This window comes from Enterococcus sp. AZ120 (assembly GCF_050546165.1).
Classification (GTDB): Bacteria; Bacillota; Bacilli; order Lactobacillales; family Enterococcaceae; genus Enterococcus; species Enterococcus faecalis.
Genome location: NZ_CP172950.1, coordinates 2,270,001 through 2,285,920 on the forward strand (window position 1 = coordinate 2,270,001; position 15,920 = coordinate 2,285,920).

The window sequence follows — 15,920 nt, forward strand, 5'->3', positions numbered from 1 at the left end:
TCGCTGCGGCTCCGTCTCTTCGACTTAACCTCGCATGCAATCGTAACTCGCCGGTTCATTCTACAAAAGGCACGCCATCACTCATTAACGAGCTTTGACTTGTTGTAGGCACACGGTTTCAGGATCTATTTCACTCCCCTTCCGGGGTGCTTTTCACCTTTCCCTCACGGTACTGGTTCACTATCGGTCACTAGGGAGTATTTAGCCTTGCGGGATGGTCCCCGCGGATTCCGACGGAATTTCTCGTGTTCCGCCGTACTCAGGATCCTCCTAGGTGTTGTCAGCATTTCGTCTACGGGGCTTTCACCCTCTTTAGCGGAATTTTCCAAATCCTTCAACTATACTAACAGACTACCATATTGGAGTCCTACAACCCCAACAAGCAAGCTTGTTGGTTTGGGCTCTTCCCGTTTCGCTCGCCGCTACTCAGGGAATCGAATTTTCTTTCTCTTCCTGCAGGTACTAAGATGTTTCAGTTCTCTGCGTCTACCTCTAATCAGCTATGTATTCACTGAAAAGTAATATCCTATAAAAGATATTGGGTTCCCCCATTCGGAAATCTCTGGATCATAGCTTACTTACAGCTCCCCAAAGCATATCGGTGTTAGTCCCGTCCTTCATCGGCTCCTAGTGCCAAGGCATCCACCGTGCGCCCTTATTCACTTAACCTTATCAACCTTACGGTTGGGTCTTGATCACTTCTTCTAGCGATAGAAGGTTAATCAATAAATAAGCAATTGAACTTATTAAAAAACTCATTCAACGCGGTGTTCTCGGTTTGTTTTGATTCTTTTTACTTCAATATCCAGTTTTCAATGAACGAATCTGATAGCAAAAGCTATCAATGGAGCCTAGCGGGATCGAACCGCTGACCTCCTGCGTGCAAAGCAGGCGCTCTCCCAGCTGAGCTAAGGCCCCGAATTTATTTGATTGAGAGTAGACCTCTCAAAACTGAACAAAGTAAAGACGAAATGTGTATTTCCGTAATATTCCTTAGAAAGGAGGTGATCCAGCCGCACCTTCCGATACGGCTACCTTGTTACGACTTCACCCCAATCATCTATCCCACCTTAGGCGGCTGGCTCCAAAAAGGTTACCTCACCGACTTCGGGTGTTACAAACTCTCGTGGTGTGACGGGCGGTGTGTACAAGGCCCGGGAACGTATTCACCGCGGCGTGCTGATCCGCGATTACTAGCGATTCCGGCTTCATGCAGGCGAGTTGCAGCCTGCAATCCGAACTGAGAGAAGCTTTAAGAGATTTGCATGACCTCGCGGTCTAGCGACTCGTTGTACTTCCCATTGTAGCACGTGTGTAGCCCAGGTCATAAGGGGCATGATGATTTGACGTCATCCCCACCTTCCTCCGGTTTGTCACCGGCAGTCTCGCTAGAGTGCCCAACTAAATGATGGCAACTAACAATAAGGGTTGCGCTCGTTGCGGGACTTAACCCAACATCTCACGACACGAGCTGACGACAACCATGCACCACCTGTCACTTTGTCCCCGAAGGGAAAGCTCTATCTCTAGAGTGGTCAAAGGATGTCAAGACCTGGTAAGGTTCTTCGCGTTGCTTCGAATTAAACCACATGCTCCACCGCTTGTGCGGGCCCCCGTCAATTCCTTTGAGTTTCAACCTTGCGGTCGTACTCCCCAGGCGGAGTGCTTAATGCGTTTGCTGCAGCACTGAAGGGCGGAAACCCTCCAACACTTAGCACTCATCGTTTACGGCGTGGACTACCAGGGTATCTAATCCTGTTTGCTCCCCACGCTTTCGAGCCTCAGCGTCAGTTACAGACCAGAGAGCCGCCTTCGCCACTGGTGTTCCTCCATATATCTACGCATTTCACCGCTACACATGGAATTCCACTCTCCTCTTCTGCACTCAAGTCTCCCAGTTTCCAATGACCCTCCCCGGTTGAGCCGGGGGCTTTCACATCAGACTTAAGAAACCGCCTGCGCTCGCTTTACGCCCAATAAATCCGGACAACGCTTGCCACCTACGTATTACCGCGGCTGCTGGCACGTAGTTAGCCGTGGCTTTCTGGTTAGATACCGTCAGGGGACGTTCAGTTACTAACGTCCTTGTTCTTCTCTAACAACAGAGTTTTACGATCCGAAAACCTTCTTCACTCACGCGGCGTTGCTCGGTCAGACTTTCGTCCATTGCCGAAGATTCCCTACTGCTGCCTCCCGTAGGAGTCTGGGCCGTGTCTCAGTCCCAGTGTGGCCGATCACCCTCTCAGGTCGGCTATGCATCGTGGCCTTGGTGAGCCGTTACCTCACCAACTAGCTAATGCACCGCGGGTCCATCCATCAGCGACACCCGAAAGCGCCTTTCACTCTTATGCCATGCGGCATAAACTGTTATGCGGTATTAGCACCTGTTTCCAAGTGTTATCCCCCTCTGATGGGTAGGTTACCCACGTGTTACTCACCCGTCCGCCACTCCTCTTTCCAATTGAGTGCAAGCACTCGGGAGGAAAGAAGCGTTCGACTTGCATGTATTAGGCACGCCGCCAGCGTTCGTCCTGAGCCAGGATCAAACTCTCATAATAAAAGTTAGAACAATCTTGCGATTGTTAAGCTCAATTTGTTTGCTAGCATATTGCTTGCTTGTTAAAAATGTTTGTTGTCTTGAATTGAATCAAGACGCCCTACACATTTGGTTCGTCTATTCTTTGTTCAGTTTTCAAAGGTCTACGTTACCTTGCAGCAACTTTTACATCATAACAAACTTTCGTTTGAATGTCAAGAACTTTTTTAAAAAAGTTTTTTTAAGTTGTTTCGCTCGGTTGTTGTTGTCTGTTGTGACAACTTCTATATCTTATCATCTCGTTTGTTATTTGTCAACAACTTTTTTGTTGCTTTTTCAAACTTTTTTCGAGAGATTTGAAATCAAGAATTGTTATTTAATTATTGATTTCTGAATCGCTCAGCTGTGTGACTCGCCTTGCGACATGTAATAATATATCAAGATTTTGATGTTTGGTCAACACTTTTTTTCAAAAAAATTAAAAGAAGTTTTCAATCTGTTTTCATTTTTTTTAATTATTTCGTTTTTAAACTTTTTAAATCCTAATTGTCTATCAAAACAGTTTAATTCCTTACTAAAAATCGAACAATTTGAATCATATATTTGAAATAGTTCGATTAACTTTTTTACGTCCAACATAAAAAAAGAAAGAATCTGTTCGATTATCGACAGATTCTTTCTTTTTTGTTTAAAACATTGGGACACCTTCAATATGATATTTTGACCAAATCGTTTTTAATTCTGCAGGTGCTACCCATGTATAGTCTTTATCCATTTCATTTTTAAGTGCTTGTTCATCCATCTCGAAGACAAACAGCGGAACATTTTCTTTATTGATATGCGCGTTAGTTAATTCTACTAAGCTAATTGAAGTAACGTCCAATTGAACCTCTTCTTTGAACCATTGTAGCATACTAGCTAAACCCGTCATCTCATCAGAAACTTTTACCATCGCAAACTCAATCGCTTCACCTATTGGATGCATCAAAAATTTTTTACTACCATCGTTTAAGTTCAGTATGATTGTTCCAGCGACTTTTTTGTTAGACACGACATCCACCTCAATTAATTTTTAGATTCACTAACAAAAGAAATTGTAACACACTTTCTGAAAAAATACAGAATTATTTTTCAAGCAACTTATCCATTGCTTCATCAATCCATTCTGGAAGTTCTTTGTCTAAGGTTGCAAAGCCAATTTTTTTATTCTTATCCGTAAAATATTTTTTGCGTCGATGGTTCACTGAATGAACTTTGTCTTCAAGGGTCCGTAAAGATAAGCTAATCTTTTGAGAATATTCATCAACATCAATAACTTGAACGGTTACTTTTTGTCCAACGGTTAAGAGTCCATGGATATTTTTAGTAAAGCCAGCTTGTACTTCCGAAACATGAATCAGTCCTTGTGTTTCTTCGTCTAAAGAAACAAATGCGCCATATGGTTGAAGTCCGGTAATTGTGCCAGAAAGTACCATACCAATTTTGTACTTCATCAAATTTCCTCTTTTCATACGATAAATTTCTTTTTCCGTTTCTACTCATTTAAAATAATAGCATTTTTTCAACGTTTGTGCATTATTTCTTCCCTAGTTGTTAAAACAATTGTTTCATCTTTTAAGCAAAATCTACTATACTATAGGAAGTAAGACTTTATATAGAAGAAAAGGAGTTATCTTATGTTTAATTTTAATGAAACCATTGATCGTCGCCACACGAATTGTGTTAAATGGGACACCGTTGAAACGAGTTACCACGAAAAAGATTTACTACCTTTATGGGTTGCTGATATGGATTTCAAAGTACATCAGCCTATTCTTGATGCCTTGTCACAAGTTATTGAACAAGGCATTCTAGGATATGCAGTTGCACCTAATGAACTGTATCAAGCAATTCAAGATTGGCAACGGCAACACCATCAATTGATTGTTGAAAAAGAAGAAATTTTGTTTAATAGTGGCGTGGTTCCCAGTTTGGCCACAGCCGTTCAAGCGTATACAGTACCTGCGGATTCTGTCATGATTTGTGATCCAGTCTACCCCCCTTTTGCAGATGTGGTAAAACAAAATGAGCGTAGACTTGTGCGACATTCTTTACTAGAAGTTAACGGACATTATGAAGTTGATTTGGTTAAAATGGAACAACAGATAATCGAAGAAAAGGTGAAACTGTTACTTTTTTGTAATCCCCATAATCCTGGTGGGCGTGTTTGGACAAAAGAAGAATTGCTAGCTATTGGCCGTTTATGCCAAAAACACCAAGTAACTGTGGTTAGCGATGAAATTCATCAGGATTTGATTTTCAAACCGCATACCTTCACTTCCTTCACTGTCGCTGATGAAGCATTTAAGGAATTCACTGTTACCTTAACCGCGGCAACCAAAACCTTTAATTTAGCGGGTATTAAAAATTCAATGCTGTTCATTCCTAATGAAAAACTACGGCAATCTTTCGTATCTTTACAAGACAAAAATCATCAAGGCGGTATCAATACTTTTGGCTACGTTGGAACGGCAGCTGCCTATCAAACAGGGGAAGAATGGCTAACGGCGTTACTTGATTATTTAAAAGAAAATATTGATTTTGCCCTTTCCTTTTTCCGTGAAGAGCTGCCTAGCGTTCGTGTAATGGAGCCTGAAGGAACCTATCTTTTATGGTTAGACTTTAGTTCTTATTCGCTAACGGATCGGGAACTTCGCGATACCTTAATTCATAAGGGGAAAGTGGTTCTAAATCCAGGAATTAGTTTCGGTCCCCAAGGTTCTCAACACATGCGTTTAAACTTAGCTTGTTCAAAAGAAACTCTCGAAGAAGGCCTTTTACGTATCAAAAAAGCCTTTAATTAAAAACAGCTGTCCTAGTTTTTAGGACAGCTGTTTTTAATTCTTTCTTTTGCGTTTAGCTAAATAAACTCTGACGAACCAGATACCTGAAAATATAAGTAAAATTTCTCCAATTATTATTGTATAAAATCCTGGTTCATGAACGATTCCTTGCTGATCTACATACGTAAAAAACGTTCCTATAAATGGGAGTATTACTGCAAACAATGCCAAGGCCATTGGATATCTGTATTTTTCTAACAAATTCGCTTCCTCTCCTTCTATTCTTTAACTCAGTATCCTATAAAGACTTCATTAAAAGAAGCGATTTGGATGCTTTTAAAAAAAAGTTAGTCGTTTTAAGAAAAAAATAAAGAGTACCAACGAATTTGTCCCTCGTTGGTACTCTCTTTTTCAATTGGTTAAACTTATTCACCAATGATTTCAACTGTGTCCATCACGACGTCAAATGTTGGACGGTCTTGGGCATCCCGTTGGACTCCACCAATTTCATCCACTACATCCATACCATCAACAACATGACCAAAAACAGTATGACGGAAGTCTAACCAAGGTGTTCCGCCTTGTTTGTAAGCTTCAATAATTTCTTCTGGAAAACCAGCGTCTTCTAACTGACTCATCATTTGAGCTGGAACATTTTGATTAGTAACAACAAAGAATTGGCTGCCATTTGTGTTAGGACCAGCATTTGCCATTGACAATGCGCCGCGCAAATTGAAAACATCCCGAGAAAATTCATCCTCAAATGCTTCTCCATAAATACTTTCGCCGCCCATTCCTGTTCCGGTTGGGTCACCGCCTTGAATCATAAAATCAGGAATCACACGATGGAAAATAACGCCATCATAGTAGCCCTTTTTCGCTAATTCAACAAAATTTTTAACCGTTTTAGGCGCTTGTTCTGGGAATAATTGAACAGTGATGTCGCCTCGGTTTGTTTTAATGACCGCTTTTGGGCCTTTAGCATTTTCTAAATCTAATTGTGGAAATTGTGACATGAGAATGTCCTCCTAGATAATTATTTTATAGTTCCATCATATCGAAAAATGTTGAAAATTGCTATAATCTTTTTCCAATGATTAAAGAATGCTTTGATTCGTTAGCCAAACTTGCTTTTTTCGAAAAGCCGTGCTATTTTGTGAAGTGTTCGCAAAACGATCAATAGTTGTCTCAACCCTAAATGAATTAGGAGGAATTTTCAAATGTCTGATGAAAAAGATATTTATGATTTAACAATTATCGGCGGCGGTCCTGTTGGATTATTTGCCGCTTTTTATGCGGGAATTCGTAAAGCGAAAACGAAAATCATTGATAGCCTGCCGCAATTAGGTGGTCAGCTAACAATGCTGTATCCCGAAAAATATATTTATGATATTCCTGGATTCCCTGCTATTAAAGCCGGTGAGTTAATTGCCAATTTGGAAAAACAGATGCAGCCATTTCAGCACGATGTTTGTTTGGAAGAAGAGGTCACACACCTTGCACAGGAAGCAGATGGACTTTTGCGCTTAGACACAACTAAAGGCACACATTATTCTAAAACGGTTATCTTTGCGATTGGTAACGGCGCTTTCCAACCTCGACGTTTAGCTATCGAAAATGTTGAAGCCTTTGAAGGTGAGTCAATCCATTATTATGTGACTGACATGAAAAAATTCGCTGGCAAAAAAGTTGCGATTGCTGGTGGCGGCGATTCCGCAATTGATTGGGCTTTAATGCTAGAAAACGTTGCAGAAGAAGTATCTATTATCCATCGTCGCCCACAATTTCGCGGCCACGAACATAGCGTGGAACAACTAGAAAAATCTAGCGTTTCTATCAGAACTCCTTATATCATTAGTGATATTTTAAAGGAAAATGAAACGTTCACAGGCATCCAATTAACGGAGACAAAAGGTGACCAAACATTGGATCTCCCTCTGGATGATTTAATTATCAATTATGGCTTCACTTCTTCTTTAACACACCTCAAAGAATGGGGATTAGACGTTTCTAGAAATGCTATTAATGTTCATTCCGATATGTCAACTAACATTCCTGGTGTATACGCTGTAGGGGATATCTGTTCCTATGAGGGAAAAGTGAAATTAATCGCTACAGGATTTGGTGAGGCACCTACTGCCGTAAATAATGCTTTACATTACTTACGGCCCGATGCTCGACGTCAACCAGTTCATAGTACAAGTTTATTTGAAAACGGCGTACCTAAATAAGGTTAGCACTGGACTTTAGCAGTTTTTAAGCCAAGGACAAAAATCTAAATCGGATTTTTGTCCTTGGCTTTCTGCTTTACTGAAAAGCCTTTCTTTTTCTCTTTTAAATTTATTTTTGATACAATAAAAAGTGCTAGGAGGAAGAAAGATGAACCAACCAATTATTTATTTAAATGAAGTATTCAACGAAGAACAACTGGAACAAGTGAAAGCTGTGGCGCCCAATTATCTAGTTAAAACATCTACCGATCATTTATCATCTGCTGAAGAAGAGGCAATCGAAATTATGTTAGGCTGGCATAAAGAAATTGGTCCGCGTTTATTAGCCTCTGAGACTAGTCACCTAAAATGGATTCAGCTCATTTCTGCTGGTGCTGATTATATGGATTTTGATAAATTAAGAGAAAAAGGCATTCTGTTGTCTAATGGTAGCGGAATTCATAGTGTTTCTATCTCAGAACATGTTTTAGGCGTTTTATTAGCACATACCCGCGGACTGCAAGAAAGTATCCAACAACAAATGCAACACACATGGAATCAAACAGCCCCTTCCTATCAACAACTTTCTGGGCAAAAAATGTTAATCGTAGGCACTGGGCAAATCGGACAACAATTAGCTAAATTTGCTAAAGGTTTAAATCTTCAAGTTTATGGCGTGAATACCTCTGGACATGTGACGGAAGGCTTCATTGAATGCTATTCACAGAAGAATATGAGTAAAATTATTCATGAAATGTCCATTGTTGTGAACATTCTTCCTTTGACTGAAACAACAAAACATTTATACAATCAGGCACTTTTTGAAAAAATGGCTCCTGAAACAATTTTCGTAAACGTTGGTCGCGGCGCCTCAGTAGCAACGAACGATTTGATAACTGCCTTAAACAATAAAACCATTGCTTTTGCTGCCTTAGATGTCTTTGAAGAAGAACCTCTTCCCGAAGATAGCCCTTTATGGGAGATGCAGAATGTTTTATTAACACCTCATATTTCTGGCATGACACCGAAGTTCAAATCAAAATTACTGGCGATTTTTATTCCAAACTTAAATCAATTTGTGACGGATCAGACCCTCGTCAAAAACCAAGTTTCCTTAAAAAAAGGCTATTAACTCAAAAAAGGCCTTCAACCATCTTTCAAGTAATTGCATGGTTGAAGGCTTTTTTTGCTATTTTTTACCAGATAACCTTGAAGTTATCATTTGTCGACGCTTGAATGATTGGATGTTTTTTTAAATATTCTGCAATCAGTTCCGTCATATCAATTTGAATTTCTCGAATAATTTTTTCAGGTTGGAACATTTGATAGTTTCCGCCACCGACTGCTCGGTATTGATTTGTCACGATTTCCAAAACATCTTCTGCTTGCACTGCTTTGCCATGATAATTAAGTTTCGTCACTCTTTCACCAAACGGTTGTCTTAAATCAAGCGTATACTCAATGCCTTCATACATATCATAATTATAGTATTGTGGTTTTGGATCGACATATTTCGGGTTGAAAATTGGTTGGCCTTTTTCTAACACAAAATAAGTAGCGCTTTGTTCTAACGCTTCACGGAGGTCTTGTCCAGTGACACGCAATACAGCCAAGGTATTTGGATAAATGTAGTTGGTAATGATATCGCGCATCGTAATTTGATTATTAAACCCTTTGCCTTCATTGTTAAAAAGTGCAGTCCCTGAAATATCCGTTCCGCTTGAAGCCATTTGGACGTTATTAATAAATTCTATATACGGATGTTCTTTGAGGCGTACGGCATTCGGATTTTGAATCGTCATATCCCCTTCCACATTTCCCACTGGTTGGTCAAGCCACTCTTCTACCTCGTCATGTAACGCTGTTGTCAAAGCTAAAACTTCTGTATCTGGTTGTTCGTTTCCAACAGGATGAATAGCTGCGTCACTTCCAATAACGCGATAGCCTTTAGCCATAGGTTCAATTTCTAAAGTAATTTCTCCAACGAAAGCTCCTCGAAAACCTGGTTGAATCACAGGTATTCCATTCAGTTTTGTAGCAATTTCTCGATGTTGGTGACCAGTGACTAAGGCATCAATCCCAGAAACTTTTTCCAATAAATCGTAGCCTTCATTTTCTCCTGTTAGTAATTCCGTGGGTTCCCCTGTTTCTAAATCTTTTTCAAAACCGCCATGGTAAGCGACAACAACTAGATCCGCTTCTTCCCGTAATTTTGGCACGTATTCTGCCGCTGTTTCAACGACACTTTTAAACGTTAAATCTTTGACTGTTGCCGGCTGTTCCCAATGAGGAATATATTGAGTCGTCACGCCAAGGATGGCTACTTTAACCCCTTGTTTTTCTATGATGACATACGGCTGACCGAAATAAGGTTGTCCATCTTTACCAAGAATATTGGCAGCTAAAACTGGCTGTTGATAACTGGCAATCGTTTCCTTTAAATAATCTAAACCGTAATTAAATTCATGGTTGCCTAAAATGCTAACATCATAATTCATTTGATTAATGATTTTAGTGATGGCTTCCACTGAATGTGTTTCTGCTTTTCTTACGTAGTAACTAAGCGGCGAACCTTGAATAAAATCCCCATTTTCAATTTGAAAAACTGGTCCTTTGGCAGACGCACGTAACTTTTTCAGCATGGTTGCTGCTTTTGCGGTTCCAAAAGGCAAATCCATCTTTTTTTCACTATAACTTGTCGGCATAATATACCCATGCATATCACTTGTTGCTAAAATTTTTATTTGCATTTTGTTTCTCTCCTTCTTCCGCCCAAAAGAACAGGAAGGTTAGAACACGAGCCATAACGACTCAGATCCCAACCTCCCACGTCTGTTTATTTATTGATTATTGGTTCCATGCTTGTTCAAATTGTGATGTTGCATCTTTCAATAATTTTTTCGTGTCTTTATTTGATGAAGCAAAAATACTTTCCATAATTGTCCGCATTTCATTATAGGCTGAATCAGCATTTTCTTCTACTGGGATAGCGAATAAATCTTTTACTGCGTTTTCAAGTTGTGCAGGTACTTTGGTTGTCTTAGAATTTTTGTACTCATCACTGTGTAAAACAGATTCTAAAATTGGCATATAACCTGTTTGTTGTGCCCAGTACAATTGTGAATCAGGAGTAGCTAAGAATTTCATGAATTCAAATGCCGCTGTCCGTTGTTCTGGCGTAGCACTATCGAACATATAAATATCTGTTCCTTGTTGTAAGTTGATTTTTTCAGGACGTGGTGCAACACCGTATTCATAGCCACCAGCTTCAGCATCTTTTTGAACAAAACCAGCACCAGCAATACTACCGACAAACATTGCTACCTTTTTGTTTGCAAATGGGCCAGATAAATATTTATCTGAACCAGCTGTGCGGAAGTAACCTGCTTCGATACCATCACGGTAATAGTCCACGACTTCTTGTGAATCTTTGCTTGTTAAATCTAAGTCTTTATTAAAATCAACGCCTTTGTTTTTCATTCCAATTGCGTAATAGTTATTTAACGAGTCAAAACCAGCACCAACGACTTCTTTGTTGGATTTTTCGTAAATTGTTTTAGAAGCTTCTTTTAATTCCTCTAATGTTTTCGGTACTTCAACACCATATTCTTTCAACAAATCAGCATTATAGAATAACATTTCTGTCGATTTATTAAATGGAATGCCGTATTGTTTGCCGTCGATTTTGGCGCCGTCTAACAATACTTCACGAATTGGCTCTGCATCTTTCCAGCCGATTGTGTCATCATCCATATATGGTTTTAAGTCCACTAACATTTCATCTTGTGCAGCATTCCATAACCAGCCTGGGTACGCTTGCGTAATTGTTGGTAAATCTTTTGGTGAAGTTAAAGTCGAATTGATTTTGGCTTGTAAATCAGGGTAAGCAGATTGATTTTGTAATTCCACTTTAATTTTTGGATTTTCTTTCATGAAGTCTTTCGTTAATTTTGTTAACGCTTCTTCTTGAACCCCATTCATTGCATGCCAGAAAGTGATTGTCGTATCTTCCTTCACTTCTTTCACAATATCGTTTGATTCTTTGGCCCCATTACCGTTACCACAAGCCCCCAATGCGAAAATAGCTGCGGTTGCTAACACTGTTGTTGCTAGAGTTTTGAACTTCATTTTTTTCTCTCCCTTAAAAAAATTTATAAAACAATTTGCTCGCCACGTTCTGGCAATATTCTTTCACCATACGGGTTTTCCAGTTTTTCTGGTTTTAACGTATGGATTGGAACCAATACTTGAGGTTCAATCAATGCAATAATTTTATCCAGATCTTCTGGAATTGCATGTCCTGAACAAGCTAAGCGGACAAAAGTAATGTCTTTTTTAGCCAACAAATCTAAAAACACGCGATACTGTGGATCAAAGTCCCCTAACGGTTGGGCATCACTGTGAATGTATAAACTACCTTCTTGGAGGTTGTCAAACTGGTTCACAACTTGCCACAAATAGTCTGTTTTGTCCTTTAGTAACGTGTCATACGGGATTTCTAACGCTGGATTCAATTCTGGTATTTTACCAGATTCAGCATAATAATAACGAACTTCTATTCCAAATACTTCAAGTAACAACGCAGCCATATTTGCTTCTAAAACGACTGTACGTGGTGACTTTTCAATAATCTTAGCAAAACGTTCCACGTTTGCTGGATAACCATTAAAGGTAATTTGTCGATTCGGGTTTTCTAGTTCTAAACGAACCAAGTGCTGAACAAGATCTTCTTCACTGACAACCGCTATTTGGGCTGGATCTGGTTCACGTTCTGGGAAGCTAATGCTTACGCCTTCCATCATTAATAATTCAGTATGTTTGGCTTTTTCACAAAAAGCTAAAGTCTCTTCACGATTATGGCCATGTAAGCGCAAATCACCTGTGTATGTGATGAAATGGTCAGGCGTGCGAATCAGTAATGCCGAAGCACCGTACGCGTCATGATCAACAGGTACGATTTCCACTGAAATTTCGCCAACTTTAATCACATCGTTTTTATTAAGACCAATCATTTCTCGGGTAAAATTCTTTTCTTCAAACGGTGATGGAATCAAAAAATCACCTTTGCGATTTAAACTATTTAGAATCATCTTCGTTTCTTTTAATGTGTACAACGGAACAGCTGGGTCTAAATAATTAATCATGCGCGAATGATCTAAATGGGCATGAGATAAGAAAACAGCTGTGTGTTGATAGTCTTTGTCTTCTGTACCATGATATTCATAACCTAAACGTGGATCATATAAGTCTTTTAATTCTGGCACTAAACGATTATTAATTAAGGTTTCAATGTGATCATCGGGCAAATCTAATTCTGGTCGAAATTCTGTGCCAAAATCAAAGAAGATGTGGGCATCTTTATACGCCACTTCAATCACGGTTCCTCCAATTGTTAAAATGCCACTGTGAAAAGTCACAGTTGTTTTAGCCTTTGATTCCATTTTTTGCAACTCCTCTGATAATTTCTTTTCTGAAAATCAAGTAAATAATTAAAATTGGAATAACGGTTAATGTTGCAGCAGCCATTTGTAAATGTACGTCACTACCGCTCTCTGTCGCAAAGGCCGATAGTCCATTATTCAATAGACGGTATTTTTTCTCGTTCGTCACCAACAATGGCCACAAGAAAGAATTCCAACTAGAAATGAATGTTAAAATCCCTACTGTTACCAACGCTGGTTTTGACATTGGTACTAAAATACGCCAAATATATTCTAAATCACTAGCGCCATCAATCTTGGCAGCCTTGTAAAAAGTATCAGGAATACCTTTTAAATAACCGTTTAAATAGTAAATATAAAAAATACTAGTTAAAAATGGAATAATTAAGGCGCTGTAAGTATTTAACAAACCTAATTGCGCAATCGTTTGATAATTGGTAAAAATAATAGATTCATACGGAACCATTAACAACGAAATCATCAAAGCAATGACCACATTTTTAAAACGGAACTTCAAACTCGTTAATGCGAATGAAGCTAACACGGCGGTGACTACCGTAGCAATCGTTGTAACGCCTGAAACAAAGACTGTGTTCAAGAAATACCGAAGAAAGGGTGCTTTTTGAAAGACCTCTGTGTAGTTTTGCCATTGTGGTTGTTTTGGAAACATGGTTGGCGGCATGCTGGTCGCTTCAGAGTAACTCATTAAACCAGCTAAAATCATATAGACAAATGGAAATAACGTAATAACGGCTAAAATGCCTAAGAAAACAAATGCGATAATCGTTAAAACTTTTTTCATTGGCTTATTGCCCCACTTTCTTTAAGAGTTTATTTTGTAAGAAAGTGACCACTAAAATAATCACAAATAAAATCACTGTGGCGGCCATCGCAATTCCGGGACGCCCTGCAATGTGGAATTTGTCATAAATATAGTACACTGCGGTTGTGGCACTGTTGGCAATCCCCGCACGACCACCGAATAAAGCATAAACTTGTGTATAAACTTTAAAGGCGCCAATTAAATTGACCGTTAATAAAAAGGCAATGGTCGGGACTAGCTGCGGAAACGTAATACGTCGGAAAATTTCGCCGTCTGAGGCGCCAAACATTTTTGCAATTTTAAAATGTTCTTCATCAATATTTCTCAACCCAGCCAACAAAATAATAATATTAAATGCTAAACTCGTCCAAACCCCAAAAATAATCAATGTCGGCATACTCATTTGAACATTATCTAGCCAGTTGACAGAAGGAATGCCGAAAAAGCCTAAGACGTAATTGACAATTCCATAATCGCCATTAAAGAAGTAACGGAAGACAATCCCAATGGCAATCGTACTCGTTACATAAGGCATAAAGAAAATCGTTTCAAAGAAACTCTTATGTTTAACTTTTTCAAAGATAATCCAAGCAATTGCTAGGGAAATTATCAAGGCAATCGGTACCACAGCAAATGCATAGAGCGCTGTATTTTTTAACGCTTTATAGAAGATTGGATCATTCAATACACGTTGGTAATTTTCTAAACCAGCGTAGCGTTGGTTAATTAAGGAACCTTTTTGGAAGCTCATCCACAAAGAACGAAACAGCGGATAAACGCTAAACAGTAAAATGATTCCTAATGATGGCAGAAGGAAGAGCCATGCTTTTGGTTGATTTTCTGGATTGTATTTTTTCATTAGTAAACCCGGTCTCCCGCTTCGTTAAAGATAAATACTTTTTTATATGAAAAATCAAAAGATAAAGTGTCTCCTTCTTCAATCGCTTCTTCTACACTTACAATTGATTTCACTTGTTCATTTCCTAATGTAAATCGTAAAATACGTTCTCGACCAATCAATTCCACTAAATCTGTCGTTGTGGTAAAGAGACCTGTTTCAGTTGGTACCACATCTTCTGGACGAGAAGCAAACGTATATTTCCCATCAGTCATTGGCATTTTAAAGCGTGCTTGCTCAAAACGCTCAAGCGGAATTTCAAAACTTTCGTGGTACATTTTGCCGTCTTTCACTTCAACAGACAATAAATTAATAATTGGGTTACCTATGAACTGAGCAACAAATAAGTTATTTGGTTCTAAGTAAAGGTTTTGAGGTTCATCATTTTGTTGAATAACCCCTTCGTTTAATAAAATAATTTTATCACTGATTGATAGCGCTTCCTCTTGGTCGTGCGTTACAAAGATTGTTGTAATGCCTACTTCTTTCACCAAGCGGCGGATTTCTTCACGAATTTTCAAACGCAAACGTGCATCCAAGTTACTTAAAGGCTCATCTAATAATAAAACATCTGGTTTTTGAACTAACGCCCGGGTAATCGCAACACGCTGTTGTTGACCACCAGAAAGTGTGCCTGGCTTTTTATGGCTTAACTCTTCAATATTCGTTAGTTTCATATATTCTTCGGCAATAGCTTGTGCCTCTGCCTTGGGAACTTTCTTACTTCCTACCGTCAAAGGAAACATTACGTTTTCTAGAACAGTCATATGTGGATATAAGGCATAGTTTTGAAAAACGAACCCGATGTTCCGATCTTTTGGTGCTGTTTTGACAACCGATTGCTGTCGAAACTGAATATCTCCATCACTTGGATGCAATAAACCTGCAATTAAGTTTAAAATTGTGGATTTCCCACACCCACTTGGTCCTAACAAACAAACCAAGTCCCCTTGCTCAATCGTAAAATTGACCGATTTTAACGCTTCAAACCCATTATCGAATACTTTTTTCAAGTCGATAACTTCTATCATGACCCAACCTCCAAAAAAACATTTAATAGCATACCTTTTGATTTTAACATTTATTTCTTGCAACCGCGAGAGCAAAGCTGTTTCATTAAGATAAAAATAGGTAAAGTTAATGTATTTTTTATGTAAAAAATGTTGTTTTTCTGAAAAGCCTATTTACAC

General features: G+C 39.0%; 14 protein-coding genes, 1 tRNA gene and 2 rRNA genes (1 of these 17 only partly in view). 3 read left to right on the forward strand and 14 right to left on the reverse strand.

Going from position 1 to position 15,920, the window contains the following annotated elements:
• From IGJ46_RS10890 to IGJ46_RS10915, 6 genes are all read right to left on the reverse strand, one after another.
• Positions 1 to 669: ribosomal RNA gene (locus tag IGJ46_RS10890) — 23S ribosomal RNA — on the reverse strand (it extends 2,244 nt beyond the left edge of the window).
• Between the two features lie 176 nt (positions 670 to 845).
• A tRNA-Ala gene (locus IGJ46_RS10895) sits at positions 846 to 918 on the reverse strand.
• 79 nt (positions 919 to 997) lie between these two features.
• Positions 998 to 2,558: ribosomal RNA gene (locus IGJ46_RS10900) — 16S ribosomal RNA — on the reverse strand.
• The 16S and 23S rRNA genes sit together here with 1 tRNA gene alongside, the layout of an rRNA operon.
• A gap of 434 nt (positions 2,559 to 2,992) precedes the next feature.
• Positions 2,993 to 3,241, reverse strand: a complete 249-nt coding sequence (locus tag IGJ46_RS10905) for a hypothetical protein (RefSeq protein WP_202282619.1) — start codon at positions 3,239 to 3,241, stop codon at positions 2,993 to 2,995.
• On the reverse strand, positions 3,225 to 3,596 hold the full coding sequence (locus IGJ46_RS10910) for a hypothetical protein (protein WP_218391255.1): 372 nt from the start codon (positions 3,594 to 3,596) through the stop codon (positions 3,225 to 3,227). The genes IGJ46_RS10905 and IGJ46_RS10910 overlap by 17 nt, the downstream gene beginning before the upstream one ends.
• A gap of 64 nt (positions 3,597 to 3,660) precedes the next feature.
• The gene (locus IGJ46_RS10915) at positions 3,661 to 4,029 is read right to left on the reverse strand and encodes a CvfD/Ygs/GSP13 family RNA-binding post-transcriptional regulator (protein WP_002365178.1); all 369 of its coding nucleotides are present in this window, start codon (positions 4,027 to 4,029) and stop codon (positions 3,661 to 3,663) included.
• Positions 4,030 to 4,212: 183 nt separating this feature from the next.
• Here IGJ46_RS10915 and IGJ46_RS10920 point away from each other — a divergent pair, with 183 nt between their 5' ends.
• Positions 4,213 to 5,379, forward strand: coding sequence for a MalY/PatB family protein (locus IGJ46_RS10920; protein WP_002380855.1), 1,167 nt, complete (start codon positions 4,213 to 4,215; stop codon positions 5,377 to 5,379).
• 33 nt (positions 5,380 to 5,412) lie between these two features.
• Here the strand turns inward: IGJ46_RS10920 and IGJ46_RS10925 are convergent, their stop codons facing one another.
• Complete coding sequence (locus tag IGJ46_RS10925; RefSeq protein WP_002361121.1) at positions 5,413 to 5,619, reverse strand: DUF3955 domain-containing protein; 207 nt, start codon at positions 5,617 to 5,619, stop codon at positions 5,413 to 5,415.
• Positions 5,620 to 5,783: 164 nt separating this feature from the next.
• Positions 5,784 to 6,374, reverse strand: a complete 591-nt coding sequence (locus IGJ46_RS10930; RefSeq protein WP_002355150.1) for a peptidylprolyl isomerase — start codon at positions 6,372 to 6,374, stop codon at positions 5,784 to 5,786.
• Between the two features lie 204 nt (positions 6,375 to 6,578).
• Between IGJ46_RS10930 and IGJ46_RS10935 the strand changes: the two genes are divergently transcribed.
• Both IGJ46_RS10935 and IGJ46_RS10940 read left to right on the forward strand, forming a co-directional pair.
• Positions 6,579 to 7,589: an NAD(P)/FAD-dependent oxidoreductase gene (locus IGJ46_RS10935; RefSeq protein WP_002368301.1), complete on the forward strand. Its 1,011-nt coding sequence runs from the start codon at positions 6,579 to 6,581 to the stop codon at positions 7,587 to 7,589.
• 148 nt (positions 7,590 to 7,737) lie between these two features.
• A complete protein-coding gene (locus IGJ46_RS10940; RefSeq protein WP_002380857.1) occupies positions 7,738 to 8,700 on the forward strand; it encodes a phosphoglycerate dehydrogenase in 963 nt (320 codons plus the stop codon).
• A gap of 64 nt (positions 8,701 to 8,764) precedes the next feature.
• On the opposite strand, the gene IGJ46_RS10945 is transcribed toward IGJ46_RS10940, so the two are convergent.
• The 6 genes from IGJ46_RS10945 to IGJ46_RS10970 form a co-directional block, all read right to left on the reverse strand.
• On the reverse strand, positions 8,765 to 10,318 hold the full coding sequence (locus IGJ46_RS10945) for a bifunctional metallophosphatase/5'-nucleotidase (RefSeq protein WP_202563461.1): 1,554 nt from the start codon (positions 10,316 to 10,318) through the stop codon (positions 8,765 to 8,767).
• 97 nt (positions 10,319 to 10,415) lie between these two features.
• A complete protein-coding gene (locus IGJ46_RS10950; RefSeq protein ID WP_002359172.1) occupies positions 10,416 to 11,696 on the reverse strand; it encodes an extracellular solute-binding protein in 1,281 nt (426 codons plus the stop codon).
• A 23-nt stretch (positions 11,697 to 11,719) separates the two neighbouring features.
• Complete coding sequence (locus tag IGJ46_RS10955; protein WP_218391257.1) at positions 11,720 to 13,009, reverse strand: MBL fold metallo-hydrolase; 1,290 nt, start codon at positions 13,007 to 13,009, stop codon at positions 11,720 to 11,722.
• Positions 12,993 to 13,811 (reverse strand): carbohydrate ABC transporter permease, encoded by an 819-nt coding sequence (locus IGJ46_RS10960; protein WP_002355144.1) that lies wholly within the window; start codon positions 13,809 to 13,811, stop codon positions 12,993 to 12,995. Before IGJ46_RS10960 ends, IGJ46_RS10955 begins: the two co-directional genes overlap by 17 nt.
• 4 nt (positions 13,812 to 13,815) lie before the next feature.
• Positions 13,816 to 14,691, reverse strand: a complete 876-nt coding sequence (locus IGJ46_RS10965; RefSeq protein ID WP_002355143.1) for a carbohydrate ABC transporter permease — start codon at positions 14,689 to 14,691, stop codon at positions 13,816 to 13,818.
• The gene (locus IGJ46_RS10970) at positions 14,691 to 15,824 is read right to left on the reverse strand and encodes an ABC transporter ATP-binding protein (protein ID WP_002385276.1); all 1,134 of its coding nucleotides are present in this window, start codon (positions 15,822 to 15,824) and stop codon (positions 14,691 to 14,693) included. Before IGJ46_RS10970 ends, IGJ46_RS10965 begins: the two co-directional genes overlap by 1 nt.
• Between the last annotated feature and the right edge of the window lie 96 nt (positions 15,825 to 15,920).

Coding starts and splice junctions, on each gene's coding strand:
- IGJ46_RS10915 (WP_002365178.1), bottom strand. CDS start 4,029: ATGAAGTACAAAATTGGTATGGTACTTTCTGGCACAATTACCGGACTT.
- IGJ46_RS10940 (WP_002380857.1), top strand. CDS start 7,738: ATGAACCAACCAATTATTTATTTAAATGAAGTATTCAACGAAGAACAA.
- IGJ46_RS10965 (WP_002355143.1), bottom strand. CDS start 14,691: ATGAAAAAATACAATCCAGAAAATCAACCAAAAGCATGGCTCTTCCTT.
- IGJ46_RS10920 (WP_002380855.1), top strand. CDS start 4,213: ATGTTTAATTTTAATGAAACCATTGATCGTCGCCACACGAATTGTGTT.
- IGJ46_RS10930 (WP_002355150.1), bottom strand. CDS start 6,374: ATGTCACAATTTCCACAATTAGATTTAGAAAATGCTAAAGGCCCAAAA.
- IGJ46_RS10960 (WP_002355144.1), bottom strand. CDS start 13,811: ATGAAAAAAGTTTTAACGATTATCGCATTTGTTTTCTTAGGCATTTTA.
- IGJ46_RS10945 (WP_202563461.1), bottom strand. CDS start 10,318: ATGCAAATAAAAATTTTAGCAACAAGTGATATGCATGGGTATATTATG.
- IGJ46_RS10935 (WP_002368301.1), top strand. CDS start 6,579: ATGTCTGATGAAAAAGATATTTATGATTTAACAATTATCGGCGGCGGT.
- IGJ46_RS10950 (WP_002359172.1), bottom strand. CDS start 11,696: ATGAAGTTCAAAACTCTAGCAACAACAGTGTTAGCAACCGCAGCTATT.
- IGJ46_RS10955 (WP_218391257.1), bottom strand. CDS start 13,009: ATGGAATCAAAGGCTAAAACAACTGTGACTTTTCACAGTGGCATTTTA.